This is a genomic window from Brevibacillus sp. NSP2.1 (assembly GCF_000470975.2).
Taxonomy (GTDB): domain Bacteria; phylum Bacillota; class Bacilli; order Brevibacillales; family Brevibacillaceae; genus Brevibacillus; species Brevibacillus agri.
In genome coordinates this window covers 5,570,001-5,587,166 of sequence record NZ_CP048274.1, presented here as the reverse complement: position 1 = coordinate 5,587,166, position 17,166 = coordinate 5,570,001, and the positions used below count along the sequence as shown (strand labels likewise).

Sequence of the window (17,166 nt, the reverse complement as noted above, 5' to 3'; positions counted from 1 at the left end):
GATGATTTTGATGATTGACAACTACGATTCCTTTACGTACAACCTGGTGCAGTATGTCGGTGAGCTGGGCGAGGAACTGCAAGTGTACCGCAACGACAAAATTACGCTGGCAGAAATCGAGCGGCTGGCACCTGATTACTTGATGGTGTCGCCTGGTCCTTGCACGCCGAACGAAGCGGGGATCAGCATGGAGGCCATTTCTCATTTTGCCGGAAAAATCCCGATTTTGGGCGTGTGCCTGGGACACCAGTCGATCGGCCAAGTGTTTGGCGCAAAAGTCATTCGCGCCGAGCGATTGATGCACGGAAAAACGTCTCCGGTCTTTCACGACGGCAAAACGATTTTCCGGGATATTCCTTCCCCTTTTACAGCGGCACGCTATCACTCCTTGATCGTGGAGGAAGCCTCCATCCCGCGTGAGCTGGAGATTACGGCCCGGACGGCCGAAGGGGAAATCATGGCGATTCGCCATCGCGAGTATCCGATTGAAGGTGTGCAGTTCCACCCTGAATCAATCATTACGGAGCACGGCAAGCAGCTTTTGCAAAATTTCCTCACCACCTATGCGCGCCATACGACAGGATAACGTTAGATAGAGGACAAAAACCGCCTTTTTTCGGGCGGTTTTTTATTTGTATAAGACAGATTGTAATATCAAGTGCGACACCTAGATAAAAAAACGGCCCATGATTGATTCGTGTAAAATGAAGTCACCACAACACCATTTACACAGGAGAATCAATCATGAGTTATACACATCTTAGCATAACAGAGCGTAGTGAGCTAGCACTCCTTCATCGGTTGGGTTGGTCTGCCCGCGCCATTGCCAGAGAACTCAAACGGCATCATGCTACCATTGCCCGTGAGTTAAAACGGGGTTGTAAGGCAGGGGAATATCAGGCAGAAGCCGCGCATGAGGTTTACGAGAAACGTCGCGAACGGTCTGTTCCCAGAGGCAAGCGGACTCCTGAACGTGAGCATTACATTGCCAGTAAGCTGGCGCAGACCTGGTCTCCCGAGCAGATTGCCGGACGGATGAGTCAGGAATGCCCCGAACAGAAAGTGTCGTTTAAAACGATGTATCGCTGGCTGTATCAGGGCTTTTTGGTTAAAGGAGATACCACCGTTCTGCGCCACAAAGGGAAACGCCGGAGACCAATCGAAACACGTGGTCGTTTCAACGTAGGAAAGTCCATTCGGCAGCGACCCAAGGAAGTACGAAAGCGTGAGAGCTTTGGTCATTGGGAACTGGATACGGTTGTTTCCAGCCGTGGAAAAAGTAAGGCGTGTGTCGCGACGTTCGCTGAGCGCAAGACACGCTTTTACCTTGCCGTAAAGATGCCTGATCGTACCTCGGCTTCCATGGAAAAGGCCTTTGGTTTCGTTGCTGAGTCGTTACCGAAAGGATCGTTTCAAACAGCTACCGTTGACCGTGGCAAAGAGTTTGCCTGTTACGAACGGCTGGAGTCAGCACATGGCGTAAACATTTACTTTGCCGATCCCTACTCTTCCTGGCAAAGGGGCACGAACGAGAACGCAAATGGCCTTCTGCGAGAATTTTTTCCCAAAGGCAAGGATTTTGCCGAAGTCTCCGAGGAGGAACTGATTCAGGCCTTGGAGCTCATTAACAATCGGCCAAGAAAATGTCTGGGTTGGAAGACCGCTTACGAATCATTCATGGAAGCTCTGTCGCACTTGTCTTGACAATTCGTCTTATATAAAAAGAGAACTAAGTGAAAATACAATTGTTGGACTGTCAACACCAAACTAGACGGATTTCTTAAGTGCCTTCTGTTTGTAAACGAGTGGACTCAGATACCCCAATGTCGAGTGAATTCTTGTTTCGTTAAACCACTTGACGTATTTTTCTAATTCTAGCTTCAACTGTGTCAACGACTCAAACTGCCGATTCTTTACGAACTCTGCTTTGATTAGCTTAAAGGTAGCTTCAGCAACTGCATTGTCATAGGGACAGCCTTTCATGCTCAGGGAACGTTTGATTTCGAACGTGTGGATGACTTCATCAATCGTCTGATTTTTAAATTCACTACCACGATCCGTATGAAAGAGCTGGATCTGACGCAAGTCTCCCTTTACGCTTGCAAAAGCCTGGTAAACGAGAGCAGCATCTTTGTATTTTCCACAGCTATAGCCAATGATCTCCCGGTTAAACAAGTCTACGAGCAAGCAAATATAGTGCCATTTGTTTGTCACTCGAACATAAGTCAAGTCACTCACAACGGCCTCCAACGGTTCGTTTTTCGTAAACTCCCGATTCAATTCATTCTGTATAGGTGAATCATTACAGGATGACTTATGCGGTTTATACTGAGCAACCGTATACACCGATACAAGACCGTTTTTCTTCATCAAACGTCCAATGCGCCGTTTGGAAACAGTCCTTCCTTCTTTTTGCAGGGTTGCCTTGATCTTTCTTGCTCCATAAACGCGCTGATTCTCTTTAAAAATACGGATGATCGCCTGTTCCACCTCATCATCGCTAGATGACTGCTGGTTACTTTCGTAGTAGTAGGTACTCCGATTCACCTGGAGGATGGTACACATGGCAGACACAGAGTACTTATGTGCATTTTGCCGGATCACTGTTATTTTCGTCTGAAGATCAGCGCTGCTTGCTTTAAAATATCGTTCTCCATTTTCAATCGTTGAATTTCCTTACGTAGCGCAAGGAGTTCATTCTGTTCCTCTGTCCGGTTGTCCTTTTCTTTGAAAGAACCTGTTGTTCTACTCTGTTTGACCCAACGGTCAAACGCAGATGCACTCAGATCATATTCTCTCAAAATATCTGCCCGCGGTTTCCCATTCTCGTAAAGTTGAACCATCTGCTGCTTGAACTCGTCTGTAAATGACCGACGCTCACGTTTCTGCATGACATTCTCTCCGTTCCTTGTCGATTTGATTTCAATCTACTAGACCTTAAGAGAATTGTCCAATTCAGTGTAGCCGATCCAATTTCAAGTCCCGATCCCAACGGCCTTGCTTAAGATGGATATGCCCGAAGAACTTTCGCGAGAATTTTAGAACTGGACAAATTAGTACTATTACTAACAAGATAGGTTTTTTTGTCGGAAGATTGCCATTTACAATACTACTTTTTGAACTATTTAATCTGTACAAAGACAAAGAAAGGAGCAAACCTTCATTGCAATACTTTAAATGGGCAAAACAGCGCAGGACTTATTGATTTATAAAGTGCCTACTGAACTATTGTTCAGGGTAATTTGTAATAAGACTGAATTAAAATACTGGTAATTAGTAACCATTTTTTGTTTGATGTGTATACAAAAAGTGGAAATACGTGATATAGTTACCATATAATTCAAATAATTAACATATAGTACCTTGTAAACGATGATTAAATGACAAAGAGCAAAAAAGGTGGTGGGTAAGATTACCAGAGGGCGAATTGTAGTTATATGTTTAGCTGTTGCTTTAATCAGTTCTGAGTATTTTTTGTATAAATATTCAAACTGGAGATATGCATACACCGAACCGCTGAATAAAAGGTATAGCGATTTTCTTCCAAAGTCTATCCCACCTGGAAATGAATCACAGTATGATATTACGCTAAAAATGGATCCAGATGGAATGTTTAATGTCCATTCATCAATATCGATTAAAAATACTTCCGCAGATCCCTGGAATGAGTTAGTTCTTTACTTTATTCCAAATATGTTCACTGAAAATAACAATCCCAAATTACATGAGCCTTCAAAGATCAGTATTGACAGGATAAGTATAGATGGGAATGAGGCAAGATTCACTCTTGATAAGGATAAGTTAACTGTCCCTTTGAATAAAGAATTAGTACCTAACCGAGTGGTGGTAGCTGAGGTGTCGTATCAATTCACCCTTCCAGAGGGGGGATTAAGATTTACTAAAAGTAATGGTAATTACTATTTGGCTCAGTGGTATCCAATGATTGCTACATATAGAGATGGATGGAATAAAAGGGACTTTAGATTAAAAGGGGAAACTTATCACACTGCTTTCAGTAATTTTAAAATCAAATACGATATTCCAAAGAATTTTACTATAGTAACTACAAGTGAAGAAGATTTGTACCCATCTAAATCACAAGGACATATTGAAGCAAATAATGCTAAAGAGTTTTTCATTGCTATATTAGGTGATCATCAGGTTGTTGAAAAGAAACTTGGCAATATTAACATTAGAGTTTTTAGTGTTGATAAAAATAAAAATCTAAACGATATAATTGAAATTGCTTATGCATCATTAGAATACTTTCAGAAGACAATTGGTCCTTACCCTTATAAGCAATTGGATATTGTATTAGACGAATCAGGTATGGAGTATCCAGGGATTGTAACGGCCAATTCTATTAATGGAAGTTCGTCAATTGGTACCGATGCATTGAGACGAATGGTTGTTCACGAAATTGCTCACCAATGGTTTTATGGAATAATTAGCAATGATCCATTCACTGATGCTTGGTTAGATGAAGGAATAACCGAGCTTGCCGCCGGTATGTTTTATTCTGATTATTTTGATGAAGACATCGCGTTTGAAGAAGAGCAATATGTTCATCTCCCTCTTCCAGTAAATCTTCCACTAGACAAATACTCAAAAAATCAAAGTTCCTATATTTACGGTAAGTCAACGGCGATGCTGTGGAAGGTATTTGAACAAAATGGCGGAAAAACCACGGTCGAGGATTTTCTGAAAACTTATTTTAATACTTACCAATATAAGGAGGTAGACACAAAAGAATTCATAAGATTTCTTAAATATTACCTGAATATTACTGATAATAGTTTATTCAGTGGTTGGTTGGTATTAGATGATAAGGAATAAGTTTAACATATTATTTAGGGCTTGCTGAACAATGCATAAACGCGAGGAATCGTGAAATAATCAAAGAAAACTGCGGAAAATCTGGATTTATAATTTGACCAAGTGCAAGGTTTTTGCAGGAATTCTTTGAAAAACCTTGCACCAGTAAGAATTTCGTTCAATCAAGAGGCACACGAAACGTTCAAAATGGATCGGAAAAACAGTATTTTATACTACTGATATGCCATTCAGACTCTGACTTTGCTGTTTTGGAACCAAATCTGCATATTATTCATGATTTCTTGTATATTTCTCATTCGTTCAGCAAGCCCTATTTATCTCTAAAACTAGGTGTGAGGTGATTAAGGTGCTCTATTATATCATTCAATTCTTTGTGAGCGTAATCTTTGTTATATCAGCAGCAGTCAAAGTCATTTCGTTTGAATCGTTTAGCCAGACCGTTTTGAAGATTGGTATTAGTGCTTATTTAACAAGGTTTGTCTCAGTGGTTGTAATACTTCTCGAATTTTTAGGTGCTTTCTTAATCTTATTTGAATCAACAAGAATGATTGGTGGAATTGTACTACAATTCTTGCTCTGTTCTTTCGCCTTGGTAGCTATAAGAATGATCAGGATCGGACAAAAGGTAAGTTGTAATTGTTTTGGCAGCTTAACCCAGGACCGCTTAGATTACAGATTAACACTTAGAATTTTCTTTCTAAGTTTATTGAATATGACAGTGTTGCTTTACGAAGGGCAACTAGGTATTAATCTGCTCAGTTTATCGGAAAATATAAATCTAATGTTTTTGTCACTTGGTATATTTGGATGTTATATATTGCTAAAAGTGTTCACAGAAACATTTTTGAGATTCGAGAGGGGGAAGAAGATTTGATGGAACAATTACTCCAAATTTCACTAACTACATTATGGATCATAGTGATCTTACTAATTCTAATACTTATCAGATTTTTTAAAATGATAGGTAATACACAGAAGAAGAGGTCCCTTTCTGGAAGTGAACTAGGACTAGCATATGGAACAAAGTTTCCCGTTGAAATATTAAGATCCATTGAAGATAAAGAGTTTTCGGTGAGTAATCCAGAAGGGGACGGTACTTTACTAATTGTTACATCATACAGTTGTTCACCTTGTAGGTCGGTCTATCCCATTCAAAATACAATTGTTTCTAGTTATCCGAGACTGAAAGTTATAAATATTATGATTTCTAATAGTGGGCAAGCTTGGGAAATCAGCGACAAGTTTGGACTTGATAGTTCTAAAATTAGTTTAATTACTATGGAGCAACTACATACAATAGGTATCTCGACTTTTCCGTACTCTTACCTTTTAACATCGGATGGGACAATAATTTCTAAAGGTGTAACCAATTTTAAAGAACATTTTGATCTACTAATTGCAAATCAAAAAACAGCTTAAAAAAGTTCAACGAATGGAGGTTAATAATTTGGACGAATTCTTGGAGAGAGCTGGATTTGTAGATCCAATGGGAGCAGATTGTGATTACACTACATGTGGCTCTACATGTGGTTCTGGTGGCATTTACCGTGTTGTTTATTGCTATGGCATGGGGAAATTGCAAGGGTCTTGGTGCGACACAGAAGGGTATTATTGCTAGAAACACAGTTGAAAAATAGTTTCATTAAAAAAGATCAGGGACCCCTGATCTTTTTTTAAGATTGTTTTAATAAGGAGAGTCGTATGAGGCATAAATATTTTCGAAAAACCGTTAGACTTGTATGGAAAGTATGTGGAATAAGAGTATTACTTGCCTGCGGTATTAACATTATTGACGGTCTGTTACCATTAACCTCCATTATTCTCTTGCAAAGTATTGTAAATGAATTAACAAGCATTCTTTCAAATCCGAATTATGATTTTGACTCAATTTTAGTTTTGTTGATAATTCAGTTCATTTTATTAGTAGTTACTTCAATGATAGGAAGCATAGATTCAATAAATTCAGCAAATATGGAGGCTAAATTAGATTATTACGTTGGCCTTCTTGTAATACAAAAGTCAATCAGTCTACCTCTAGCATACTTTGAAGATGCAGAGTTCTACCATCATTTAGATAGAATAACTAAAGGTGGTTACGGAAATAAATTGTTATCACCTATAAAAACGATGTTAGGAATTATAAAATCTTCAATAACAATGATTTCACTATTTAGCTTTTTGTGGATGATTCATTGGAGTTTAGGGATATTAAGTATCTTATCCGCCTTTCCAACTTTAATAATCCAAACAAAGTTTGGTCGTGAGAGGTTTCAGTTAATTCGTTTTCAAACTCCTGCAGCGAGAGAAGCTAATTATACTAGTGCCCTTCTCACAAATAGACAAAGTGCCAAGGAAATAAGAATTTTTAACCTAGGGGAATTTTTCAAAGAAAGATGGAAGAAACGATTCCTATTAAATAGTAGAAACATGTTGAAATTAAATAAGAAACAAGATATAGCAAGAATATTGTTAGATTCAATAACAGCCCTTCTATTCGGGATCTGCGCATATATAGTGGTTTCATTGTTAAAGGTTGGGAAAATGACTATTGGAGAATTTATATCTACAGCTCAAGGGATTCATAGTGCACAAGCAAGCATCAATGGGATATCAACTAATCTAGCGAAAATATATGAAATCAACTTATATTTGATCGATTTATTTGAATATCTAGAGTACAATGACGAGCAAAAGTTTACGAAAGAAACGAGGAATTTGTTTCCGTCTTATTTACAAAAAGGTATTTTCATTAAAAACTTATCATTTAAGTATCCTAAAAGTAATCAACTTGTATTAAATGGGATAACAATTCATATCAGGCCAGGCGAAAAAGTAGCAATTGTGGGGGATAACGGTTCAGGAAAGAGTACATTAGTAAAATGTCTAATGGGACTGTATCAGGTAGAAAAAGGAAGTGTTTTTTACGATGATATTGATATAGTTAATATTGACAACTGTGATTTGCATAAGAATATGACAGCAATTTTCCAAGACTTCATGAAATATGCATTTACGGTTATGGATAATATTTCCTTTGGGGATATCCATAATACTCATGATTTTGAACTAGTTAAGCGTATTGGTATTCAGACTGGGGTTGATGATTTTGTGAAAAAAATGCCAAAAGACTATGATACTTTACTTGGAAAGATATTAGGTGAAGGTGAAGATTTATCTGGTGGCCAATGGCAGAAAATTGCTATTGCTCGATCATTATTCAGAGATTCTAAAATACTTATTCTTGATGAGCCCACATCCTCTTTGGATCCATTAAAAGAACTCGAAGTTTATGAACAATTTAATTCTATGACTAATGGAAAAACTGTAATATTCATTTCGCATAGAATGGCTGCTGCGAGAATGGCAGATAAGATAATTGTCCTTAAAAATGGAAAGGTTGCTGAGTGCGGAACCCATGATGATTTAATGTTTTTAAAGAGTGAATATTACCAAATGTATAGTGTACAAGCAAAGTGGTACTCGTGAAACACTATCTATATAAAAAAGAACCAATGAATTCACAACCGATGGTCGTAGCCCCGTCAAGTAGACAGTAAAAAAAGAGGAATCACCTAAGCGGCGATCGCTTCTCGATATTCAACCGGGGAGAGGTCGCCGAGTTTTTTCTGGAAGCGTTCATTGTTATAGTAGTCGATATATTCAGCAACACATTTACGTGCCGCAGCTTCACTATCTGGCTTCGCCAGGTAAAGCTTTTCCGTTTTCAGATGGGAAAAGAACGACTCGATACATGCGTTGTCAAAGCAATTCCCGCGTCTTGAATGGCTTCCCATAAGTTCTTTCTCCTCGAGTAGATCCCTGTACGATTTGGTTGTGTATTGAAATCCTTGGTCGGAATGGAGAATAGCGTTTTTGGCGTTCAGTTGCTTTACGGTGTCCAATACGAGTTGGAGATCGTTACGCGCGGATAGCTCCCATGCTACGACTTCCTTGTTACAAAGGTCTAAAATAACCGACAAATAGACAAAATCATGACCAATTCGAATATAGGTAATGTCAGTCACAAATTTCTTCAAAATGGTTTCTGCTGTAAATTCACGGTTGAGGACATTCGGAAAGACTACGGATGGTTTGCGACCTGCAAATGGCCGTTTCTTGCGGATAACTGAACGAATTCCCAGCTCACGCATCAGCCTACGCACCTTTTTGTGGTTAACCAAAACCCCTTCTTTGTGTAAAGCCGTACGCATACGTTTGTAGCCGAAATAAGGTCGCAGTCGATGAATAGCAAGGATGTGCTCTTTTACATTCGTATCCTGCTCGATACGGGTTTTACGAGATTCCCGGGCAGCTTTCCACTTGTAATAACCCGACCGCGATACTTCGGCAATCTTGCACAGCATGATGATGGGATACTTGTGATTCATTTTTTCGATGGTCCTAAACCGGGCTTGCTGATCCAACTTCCCTCCCCATGCAGATTCGGATTGAGCTTTTTTAGGTATTCGACCTGCGCTTTCAAATAGGCGTTTTCCTCTTCAAGGCTACTGAAGTGTTTCTTATTCCAACGCCCACGATAATCCTCAAACGATTCTCCGTTCTGGTGCTTACGTACCCAACTGATGATCTGTGCATCACTTTTAATTCCCAGCTTTTCTCTTATCTCCTGATAGCTCCACTGCTCTTCCAAACGCAAGCGAACAGCCTCTTTCTTCGTATCCTCGCTATAACGAGTAAAGACCTGTCCCTTCTTTGGTGGCATGAAAAATCCCCTCCGGTCAACAGTAATGAGTCCATGATATCATGTACTCTTTTTTTACTGTCTACCTTGAGGGGATAATACCATCTGTGGGTTATGAATAGAGCTTTTATTAAGAATTAACAAGTTTGTTGACATGTTTTTATTCCCCCAAAACTCTTTCTTTTTCTACATATTTTGTGCATTTGTGCTGTCAATTTGATTATCAACCGATATCAGCCTGTTGTAAATAGTCCGATTATTCTATACATTCCCCTATATCATTTTGTGCATTTTCTCTTCTTAAATCAAAATGAAAATATCATTAATAACCAACAAAAATAAGGCCTTTTTAGTGTTTTTAATGTACAAGTATGAAGTTTCACGATATGTGCATTAAGTAGTAGTCTAGGCGTTTGACAGCGCAGGCAACCTGTGGGTCGTGACCGATATTTCTTCTTCCTCCATGAACAGCGGTATCTACAAGTCGTTTGGCAACAACGGGGTATTTTTCATTCCGACCTCGGGCAACAACCAGGGACAAGCCGCACAGTTCGCCTCTGCTCCCGTAGGCGCGGAAATGACAGGACCGTGGTTTACGCCTGACGAAAAAACGCTGTTCTTGTCGGTACAGCATCCGGGCGAAAACCTCAAGGACTACAGCCAGCCAACCAGTCATTGGCCAAAGGGCGGAAATGCAGTAGCTTTGCCGAGCGTGATTGCCATTACGGGTTTCTAGGACAAGGAGTGTAGTGCACCATGCTATCGAGCATCGGGATTCCCGGATTGATCTTGATTTTGATTATCGCGCTGGTCATTTTCGGACCGAGCAAGCTGCCGGAGATCGGCCGTGCTTTTGGCCGGACGCTGACAGAGTTCAAGTCAGCTACCAAAGACTTGACCAGGGACGACGACGAGGCAAAAGACAAAGCCGTGGAAGAAACGGCCAAACGAATCAACTAATCCGGCTTTGAGGCTTTGTGGAAAAGGCGGTGCGTGCAAGAGGCGCACTGCCTTTTTGCAGCACAGCGCGTAAGGGGGAGTGCGTGTGAACCAAGAGATGCCTGTTCTTGAGCATGTGACTGACTTGCGGCGCAGGCTACTGATTGTGGCAGCGACGCTCGTCGTCAGCATGATCGTCTGCTTTTTGTTTGTCGATCACATATATTTGGCATTGTCGAATCATTCGGGCGAAAAACTGGCGATTCTCGGTCCCAGTGACATTTTGTCGATTTATGTAAAGCTGTCTGCAATCGGGGCGGTGGCGATCACGATTCCTGTCGCTGCTTACCAGGCGTGGCGCTTTGTAGTCCCGGCGCTGGAGGAGCGGGAGCGAAAAGTGGCGCTCATGTATATCCCCGCCCTGTTTCTGCTGTTTTTGTTCGGCTTGTCTTTCGCTTACTTCGTCTTGTTTCCGCTGATGTACCAATTTGTGCTGGGGTTGTCCAACGGGAATTTTGAACTGGTGATTACGGCCAATGACTACTTCACCTTCATGCTCAATCTTTGTTTGCCGTTCGGGCTTTTGTTTGAATTGCCGGTGGTGGTTCTTTTTCTCAGCCATCTGGGCATACTGAATCCGCAGCGGCTGGCGAAAATGCGCAAGCCCGCCTACCTGGTGCTGGCGATCATTTCGATTACGATTACGCCGCCTGATTTTTTGTCCGATATTATGGTGATCGTGCCGCTGATCGTGCTGTACGAAATCTCCATTACCATCTCGCGCGTCATACATGGAAAACGCACTCGGGAAACTGCGCTTTCGCCGGAAAATATGGTATGATGCTCTCGACTATGTTATCGGGAGAGGGCAAAGATGCACGTTTATGTAAACGGGACGATCTGTCCGGCACATGAGGCGAGCGTATCGGTTTTGGATCACGGTTTTTTGTACGGCATCGGGCTGTTTGAGACGATGCGTGTTTACGACCGCAAACTGTTTTTATGGGACGACCATTTCGCCCGGCTCAGCTCCGGGCTTTTGGCGTTGCAGATTCAGCCCATATGGTCAAAAGCGGAGCTGGCGGACGCGATCCTGCAAACGATCGACGCCAATGGGCTGCGGGATGCGTATGTGCGCCTCAGCGTCACCGCCGGGCCGGAAGGAGTAGGCTTGGTGACAGGCGGCTACGAGCGCCCGTCGTTGTTCGTATTTGCCAAGCCGGTCGCCCCGCTTGCAGTCCCGCCTCAACCAAAGCGGTTGCAGACGTTGGCGCTGGCGAGGCAGACTGCGGAGGGGCACCAGCGTTTCAAATCGCACAACTACCTCAACAATGCGCTGGCTCGCCAGGAGCTGGGGGCGCGCACGGATACGGAAGGGCTGTTTTTGACGCACGACGGCTTTCTCGCGGAAGGCATCGTCAGCAATCTGTTCTGGGTCAAGAACGGGCATCTGTTCACGCCTTCGTTGGATACGGGCATTCTCGACGGGGTGACCCGCCGCCATGTTTTGCGATTGGCCGAGCAGTTGGCGATCCCGACAACGGAAGGACGGTATCGGCTGGAAGAGTTGCTTGCGGCCGATGAAGTTTTCACCACCAACTCCGTGCAGGAAATCGTCCCGGTGGCAGAAGTAGACGGACAGCTAGTCGCATCGACCTACGGAAAATACACACGCGAACTGCACTTGGCCTATCGTCAGTCTGTAGCGACCGGAATGTAAATTATGGTATGCTACTAATCAATATGCGAAGACGGAAAAAGGGAGTAGGTCCATGAAGTACAATCCATTTCGAATCCATGCGGCAACCGTTGACGAGATGCTGGCGGAGCTTGCCCATCGAGGGATTTTTGGCGATCAGGCCGAGCGGTTGGCCGAGTGGAGAGCGGGTCTGATGATCCACGTGGAAAACATGAGTGAAGCTGTCGCGGAAAAGGTGCGGCTGGACATGCTTTCCGCCGGGGCCGAGGCCGTTGTGTCCGGGCAGCCGGGCGCAACTGACAAAAAGCGGCTGCTTTTGGTTGCGGGACCAAAGCAGTTGGAGCAGGCGCTGTCGCAACTGGAAAAACGGGATGAGGAGCTTGCAGCCGTGGCGGCAGAGGTACGGGAGGCTTTGGCGATGCCTGCGCGGCTGCGGGCCAGACGGGAGCTGAATTGCGGCCGTTACACCCTTCCGCTTGGCGAACGGACGCTGGTAATGGGCATCCTCAATGTGACGCCCGATTCCTTTTCGGACGGAGGGCGCTTCGTGGACCTTGACCACGCTTTGGCGCAGGCGCGCGCGATGGTCGAAGCGGGAGCGGACATCATTGACATCGGGGGCGAGTCTACGCGTCCGGGAGCGGAGCCGGTCGGGGAGGCAGAGGAGCTGGACAGGGTGCTGCCAGTGATTCGCCGTTTGTCCGCCGAGCTTTCTGTCCCTTTGTCCATCGACACGTACAAAGCCGCTGTAGCGGAGCGGGCGCTTGATGCCGGGGCGCATATCATCAATGACGTTTGGGGAGCAAAGCGCGATCCGCGCATGGCGGAGGTGGCTGCGCGGCGCGGGGTGCCGATCATTTTGATGCACAACCGTACAGACACGGACTACCGGGACTTTTACTCCGATTTTGTCAGAGATTTGCGCGAGTCTGTGCAAATTGCCCTGCAAGCGGGTGTGCGCGAGGAACAGATTATTCTCGATCCGGGGATCGGCTTTGTCAAAACGGTCGAGCAAAATCTCGAAACGATGCGCAGACTCGACGATCTCGTCGCCCTCGGGTACCCGGTTTTGCTCGCGACTTCGCGCAAACGGATGATTGGCCACGTCCTCGACCTTCCAGTGGACGATCGGGTGGAAGGGACAGCCGCGACAGTTGCGCTCGGCGTCGCCAAAGGCTGCCACATGGTACGGGTGCACGATGTCAAAGAGATGAAGCGGGTTACGAAGATGATGGACGCGATGCTGAAGGGGGGCATTTGACGTTGGATAAAATTTACTTCAACGGCATGTCGTTTTACGGCTACCATGGCGTGTTTGGAGCAGAGGCGGAGCTGGGTCAACGCTTTTACGTCGATCTGGAGCTTTCTGCCGATTTGTCGCAGGCAGGCGCAAGCGATGAGCTTCAACATACGATCAATTACGCCGATATTTTTATTTGTGTGCAAAAAATTGTCGAGGGCGAACGGTTCAACCTGGTTGAAAAGCTGACGGCCGTCATTGCCGAGCGGCTTTTGACGCAATTTCCTCTGCAAGAGGTCAAAGTCAAGGTGACCAAGCCGAACCCGCCGATCAACGGGCATTATGAATCTGTCGCCATTGAGATGACGCGCAAAAGAGAGGATTTTGCTTCATGAGTGTAATTGCGTATCTGGGGCTTGGCTCGAACCAGGGCGACCGGGCAGAAAAGCTGCGCCAGGCGATCCGGAAGCTTGCTGCGCACAGAGGGATTCGCGTGCTGCGTACATCGTCTGTGTACGAGACTGAGCCGTTCGGCTACGTCGAGCAAGAGGCGTTTTTGAATATGGCCGTAGCGGTAGAGACAGAGCTTTCCCCGGAGCAGCTTCTGGAGACCGCCTTGTCGGTGGAGCGGGAGCTGGGACGCATTCGAACCATCCGCTGGGGACCGCGTACAATAGACATTGATCTTCTCTTGTACGGTACATCCTCTGTGTCGCTGGAGCATCTTGTCATCCCGCATCCGGGTCTTAGCCAGCGTGCTTTTGTGCTTGTTCCGTTGCGCGATATTTGGGAGGGCGGGGTTTTGCCCGGCCACGACCAGACTATTGACCATTATCTTTCCTTATTGGTAGAAGATCACAAGGGGGTACGAGAGTGGGGAGCAATCAACTGGGAAATCGGATCAGATCCTTCCGGAAGCTAAAAGGGTATACACAACAATCGCTTTCGGAAAAGCTGGGAGTATCATTGTCGTTTGTCGGATCGCTTGAGCGGGGAACCCGTACGCCGACAGAGCCGGTACTGCGCAAGATCGCCAGCACTTTACAGGTCGACTATGAAGAATTATGTGCTATAAATAAATGATAGGTCGTTTGGATGAGTCTCTCCTCTCCAAGAACCCGTGGATCGGGAATAAGGAGGTCGAAATAGATGAAAATCGGTAACATCGAATTGAAAAACAACGTCGTTCTCGCCCCGATGGCAGGTGTGTGCAACCCTGCTTTTCGTTTGATTGCCAAGGAGTTCGGGACTGGCCTGGTATGCGCCGAGATGGTCAGCGACAAAGGAATCGTCCACGGCAACAAAAAGACCATCGACATGTTGTACGTCGACGAGCGCGAGAAACCGCTCAGCCTGCAGATTTTTGGCGGCGACAAGGAAACATTGGTGGAAGCGGCGAAGTATGTAGACCAACATACGAACGCAGACATTATCGACATCAATATGGGGTGTCCCGTTCCGAAAATTACGAGCTGTGACGCAGGTGCCCGCCTGCTGCTTGATCCGAATAAAATTTACGAGGTCGTCTCTGCTGTAGTCGATGCCGTGGAGAAGCCGGTTACGGTGAAAATGCGTCTGGGCTGGGACGAAGAGCACCTGTACGTGGTGGAAAATGCCAAGGCTGTTGAGCGCGCAGGCGGCAAGGCCATCGCCGTCCATGGCCGCACGCGTGTGCAAATGTACAAGGGCCATGCGGACTGGAGCTGGATCGGGCGCGTGAAGGAAGCCGTTTCGATTCCGGTCATCGGCAACGGCGATGTCGCGACACCTGAGGATGCAAGACGCATGCTCGACACGACCGGCTGCGATGGCGTCATGATCGGACGCGCCGCACTCGGCAATCCGTGGATGCTGTATCGGACCATCCAGTACTTGACGACAGGAGAGCTTGTGCCCGAGCCTTCCGTACGCGAAAAAATCGACATCTGTCTCTTGCACGCCGAGCGTCTGATTGCGCTGAAAGGTCCGCGCGTAGGCGTGCTGGAAATGCGCAAGCACGCCGCATGGTATTTGAAAGGGCTGCGAGGCTCTACCCATACGAAAAACTTGGTGAATGCCGTGGAGACAGAAGAAGAGCTGCGTCGGGTTTTGACGGACTATGTCGAGTGGGTTGAGAACTATGCAGGCGACCTGGAAGAGCCGCAGGAATCAGCGCGCGACGAGGCAGTCAGCTACTAAAATGGTTGTTTGTTCCAGACATTGACAAGGGTTCCTTCATATCCTATAATACTCCGTAATATTGGGAGCCAAGCTGCCAGTCCACTCTGGCAGCTTTACCTTTGAACCCTCACAGTTATTGTGTTCTGCTGTATATTGTATAGAACAACTACATATAATCCTTTGTACTTTACCCAGTGCAAATGGAATCATTTTTTAAAACGGGGGAATTGAACCATGTCTGAAAAAGAAGTTTTCCTGACACCAGAAGGTTTAACAAAACTGGAGCAAGAGCTTGAAGATTTGAAAACGGTTAAACGCAAGGAAGTTGCAGCAAGGATTAAAGAAGCGATCAGCTTTGGAGATATCAGTGAGAACTCTGAGTACGAAGAAGCAAAGAATGAGCAGGCGTTCATCGAAGGCCGCATTCTGACGCTGGAAAAAATGTTGCGCAAAGCCACCATCATCACCAATGAAGATGTGGACACAGGCGTAGTCAGCGTAGGATCGAGAGTGAAGCTGAAAGACCTGGAGTATGGTGATATTGTCGATTACACCATCGTAGGCTCTGCCGAATCCGATCCGATGAACAACAAGATTTCCAACGAGTCTCCTGTAGGCCAAGCGCTTTTGGGCAAGAGCAAGGGCGCGATCGTCGACGTGAACGTACCTGCAGGCGTCATTCAGTACGAGATTCTCGATATTAACCTGTAAGCAGTTCATCCATGGCGTACCTTTTACGAGGTACGCCGTATCACTATTTGACCGCGCTGTACAATATTGTTAAATCAGGTATTTTTTAGAGGAGTGAGCAAAAATGGCAAACGAGCAAGACCTGCAGCAAGAAGAGCAGCAACAGGAAGGACTGCACGAGCTTCTGCAAGTGCGTCACGACAAAATGAATCAAATTCGCGAGTGGGGCTTTGATCCGTTCGGGAAAAAGTTCGAGCAAACCCACCACGCTGCTGATATTGTGAAAGCATTTGGCGACAAGACCAAAGAAGAGCTGGAAGCAGAAGAGCATGTTGTTACGATCGCAGGCCGCCTGATGGCAAAACGCGCGATGGGCAAAGCGAGCTTCGCCCAGCTTTTGGACCGTTCCGGCCAAATTCAAATCTACGTGCGCCAGGACACTATTGGCGAAGAGGCGCACAAAGTGTTTGAGATCAGCGATATCGGCGACCTGATCGGCATTCGCGGTGTTGTTTTCAAAACAAAAACAGGCGAGCTCAGTGTCAAAGCAAAAGAGTTTACCTACCTCTCCAAGTCGCTGCGCCCACTCCCTGAGAAATACCACGGTTTGAAAGACATCGAAACGCGCTACCGCAAGCGCTACGTGGACTTGATCGTGAATCCCGAGGTGCGCGATACGTTTATTACGCGCAGCCGCATTTTGACCTCGATGCGCCGTTATTTGGACAACCTTGGCTATCTGGAAGTGGAGACACCGACTCTCCACGCAATTGCCGGCGGTGCTTCTGCGCGTCCGTTCGTTACGCACCACAATGCGTTGGACATGCAGTTGTACATGCGTATTGCGATCGAGCTGCACTTGAAACGCCTGATTGTCGGCGGACTGGAAAAGGTGTATGA

18 protein-coding genes and 1 pseudogene (1 of these 19 cut by a window edge) are annotated in these 17,166 nt (G+C 45.3%); 17 read left to right on the top strand and 2 right to left on the bottom strand.

From position 1 onward, the window contains the following. Position 1: 1 nt before the first annotated feature. The gene (gene pabA / locus M655_RS27585; RefSeq protein WP_005833684.1) at positions 2 to 586 is read left to right on the top strand and encodes an aminodeoxychorismate/anthranilate synthase component II; all 585 of its coding nucleotides are present in this window, start codon (positions 2 to 4) and stop codon (positions 584 to 586) included. A gap of 158 nt (positions 587 to 744) precedes the next feature. Further along, positions 745 to 1,704: an IS30 family transposase gene (locus M655_RS27580; protein ID WP_286085946.1), complete on the top strand. Its 960-nt coding sequence runs from the start codon at positions 745 to 747 to the stop codon at positions 1,702 to 1,704. Between the two features lie 63 nt (positions 1,705 to 1,767). On the opposite strand, the gene M655_RS27575 is transcribed toward M655_RS27580, so the two are convergent. After that, a protein-coding gene (locus M655_RS27575) for an IS3 family transposase (RefSeq protein ID WP_129552153.1) occupies positions 1,768 to 2,891 on the bottom strand; the annotation gives its coding sequence in 2 pieces (ribosomal slippage) (positions 1,768 to 2,642 and positions 2,642 to 2,891; 1,125 coding nt in all). A gap of 511 nt (positions 2,892 to 3,402) precedes the next feature. Here M655_RS27575 and M655_RS27570 point away from each other — a divergent pair. From M655_RS27570 to M655_RS27560, 4 genes are all read left to right on the top strand, one after another. Then, positions 3,403 to 4,836 carry a M1 family metallopeptidase gene (locus tag M655_RS27570; protein ID WP_129552152.1) on the top strand — a complete coding sequence of 478 codons (1,434 nt, stop codon included), beginning with the start codon at positions 3,403 to 3,405 and terminating at the stop codon, positions 4,834 to 4,836. Between the two features lie 337 nt (positions 4,837 to 5,173). Further along, positions 5,174 to 5,710, top strand: a complete 537-nt coding sequence (locus tag M655_RS28215; protein ID WP_005837194.1) for a MauE/DoxX family redox-associated membrane protein — start codon at positions 5,174 to 5,176, stop codon at positions 5,708 to 5,710. Beyond that, on the top strand, positions 5,707 to 6,255 hold the full coding sequence (locus M655_RS27565) for a TlpA family protein disulfide reductase (RefSeq protein WP_207212833.1): 549 nt from the start codon (positions 5,707 to 5,709) through the stop codon (positions 6,253 to 6,255). Before M655_RS28215 ends, M655_RS27565 begins: the two co-directional genes overlap by 4 nt. A 282-nt stretch (positions 6,256 to 6,537) precedes the next feature. Next, complete coding sequence (locus M655_RS27560; RefSeq protein ID WP_026558530.1) at positions 6,538 to 8,322, top strand: ABC transporter ATP-binding protein; 1,785 nt, start codon at positions 6,538 to 6,540, stop codon at positions 8,320 to 8,322. A gap of 86 nt (positions 8,323 to 8,408) precedes the next feature. Here M655_RS27560 and M655_RS27555 read toward each other — a convergent pair. Next, positions 8,409 to 9,559 (bottom strand): IS3 family transposase gene (locus M655_RS27555; RefSeq protein WP_152344152.1). Its coding sequence is split into 2 segments (ribosomal slippage): positions 8,409 to 9,298 and positions 9,298 to 9,559, totalling 1,152 coding nucleotides; the frame shifts between segments, so codons are not numbered across the junction. A 388-nt stretch (positions 9,560 to 9,947) separates the two neighbouring features. Between M655_RS27555 and M655_RS27550 the strand changes: the two are divergent. From M655_RS27550 to lysS, 11 genes and pseudogenes are all read left to right on the top strand, one after another. Continuing rightward, positions 9,948 to 10,274 (top strand): annotated as a pseudogene (locus M655_RS27550) (alkaline phosphatase PhoX); the annotation flags it as partial. 20 nt (positions 10,275 to 10,294) lie between these two features. Continuing rightward, on the top strand, positions 10,295 to 10,498 hold the full coding sequence (locus M655_RS27545) for a twin-arginine translocase TatA/TatE family subunit (RefSeq protein ID WP_005836215.1): 204 nt from the start codon (positions 10,295 to 10,297) through the stop codon (positions 10,496 to 10,498). A 97-nt stretch (positions 10,499 to 10,595) separates the two neighbouring features. Next, the gene (gene tatC / locus M655_RS27540) at positions 10,596 to 11,318 is read left to right on the top strand and encodes a twin-arginine translocase subunit TatC (protein WP_260507750.1); all 723 of its coding nucleotides are present in this window, start codon (positions 10,596 to 10,598) and stop codon (positions 11,316 to 11,318) included. Positions 11,319 to 11,351: 33 nt separating this feature from the next. Further along, the gene (gene pabC, locus M655_RS27535) at positions 11,352 to 12,197 is read left to right on the top strand and encodes an aminodeoxychorismate lyase (protein ID WP_007787239.1); all 846 of its coding nucleotides are present in this window, start codon (positions 11,352 to 11,354) and stop codon (positions 12,195 to 12,197) included. A 52-nt stretch (positions 12,198 to 12,249) separates the two neighbouring features. Continuing rightward, positions 12,250 to 13,437, top strand: coding sequence for a dihydropteroate synthase (gene folP / locus M655_RS27530; protein WP_286085945.1), 1,188 nt, complete (start codon positions 12,250 to 12,252; stop codon positions 13,435 to 13,437). A 2-nt stretch (positions 13,438 to 13,439) separates the two neighbouring features. After that, complete coding sequence (gene folB, locus M655_RS27525; protein ID WP_005836206.1) at positions 13,440 to 13,811, top strand: dihydroneopterin aldolase; 372 nt, start codon at positions 13,440 to 13,442, stop codon at positions 13,809 to 13,811. Next, positions 13,808 to 14,338 (top strand): 2-amino-4-hydroxy-6-hydroxymethyldihydropteridine diphosphokinase, encoded by a 531-nt coding sequence (gene folK, locus M655_RS27520; protein WP_005836204.1) that lies wholly within the window; start codon positions 13,808 to 13,810, stop codon positions 14,336 to 14,338. Before folB ends, folK begins: the two co-directional genes overlap by 4 nt. Then, positions 14,290 to 14,499 carry a helix-turn-helix domain-containing protein gene (locus M655_RS27515; protein WP_005836203.1) on the top strand — a complete coding sequence of 70 codons (210 nt, stop codon included), beginning with the start codon at positions 14,290 to 14,292 and terminating at the stop codon, positions 14,497 to 14,499. The genes folK and M655_RS27515 overlap by 49 nt, the downstream gene beginning before the upstream one ends. A 66-nt stretch (positions 14,500 to 14,565) precedes the next feature. Continuing rightward, complete coding sequence (gene dusB, locus M655_RS27510) at positions 14,566 to 15,594, top strand: tRNA dihydrouridine synthase DusB (RefSeq protein WP_005836201.1); 1,029 nt, start codon at positions 14,566 to 14,568, stop codon at positions 15,592 to 15,594. 216 nt (positions 15,595 to 15,810) lie between these two features. Next, complete coding sequence (gene greA, locus M655_RS27505) at positions 15,811 to 16,287, top strand: transcription elongation factor GreA (RefSeq protein WP_005836199.1); 477 nt, start codon at positions 15,811 to 15,813, stop codon at positions 16,285 to 16,287. A gap of 103 nt (positions 16,288 to 16,390) precedes the next feature. Then, positions 16,391 to 17,166, top strand: partial view of a lysine--tRNA ligase gene (gene lysS / locus M655_RS27500; protein ID WP_005836197.1) — the 5' portion only. The gene runs 745 nt beyond the window's last position; 776 of the gene's 1,521 nt are visible here — the first part of the coding sequence; its start codon is at positions 16,391 to 16,393; its stop codon lies beyond the right edge, outside the window.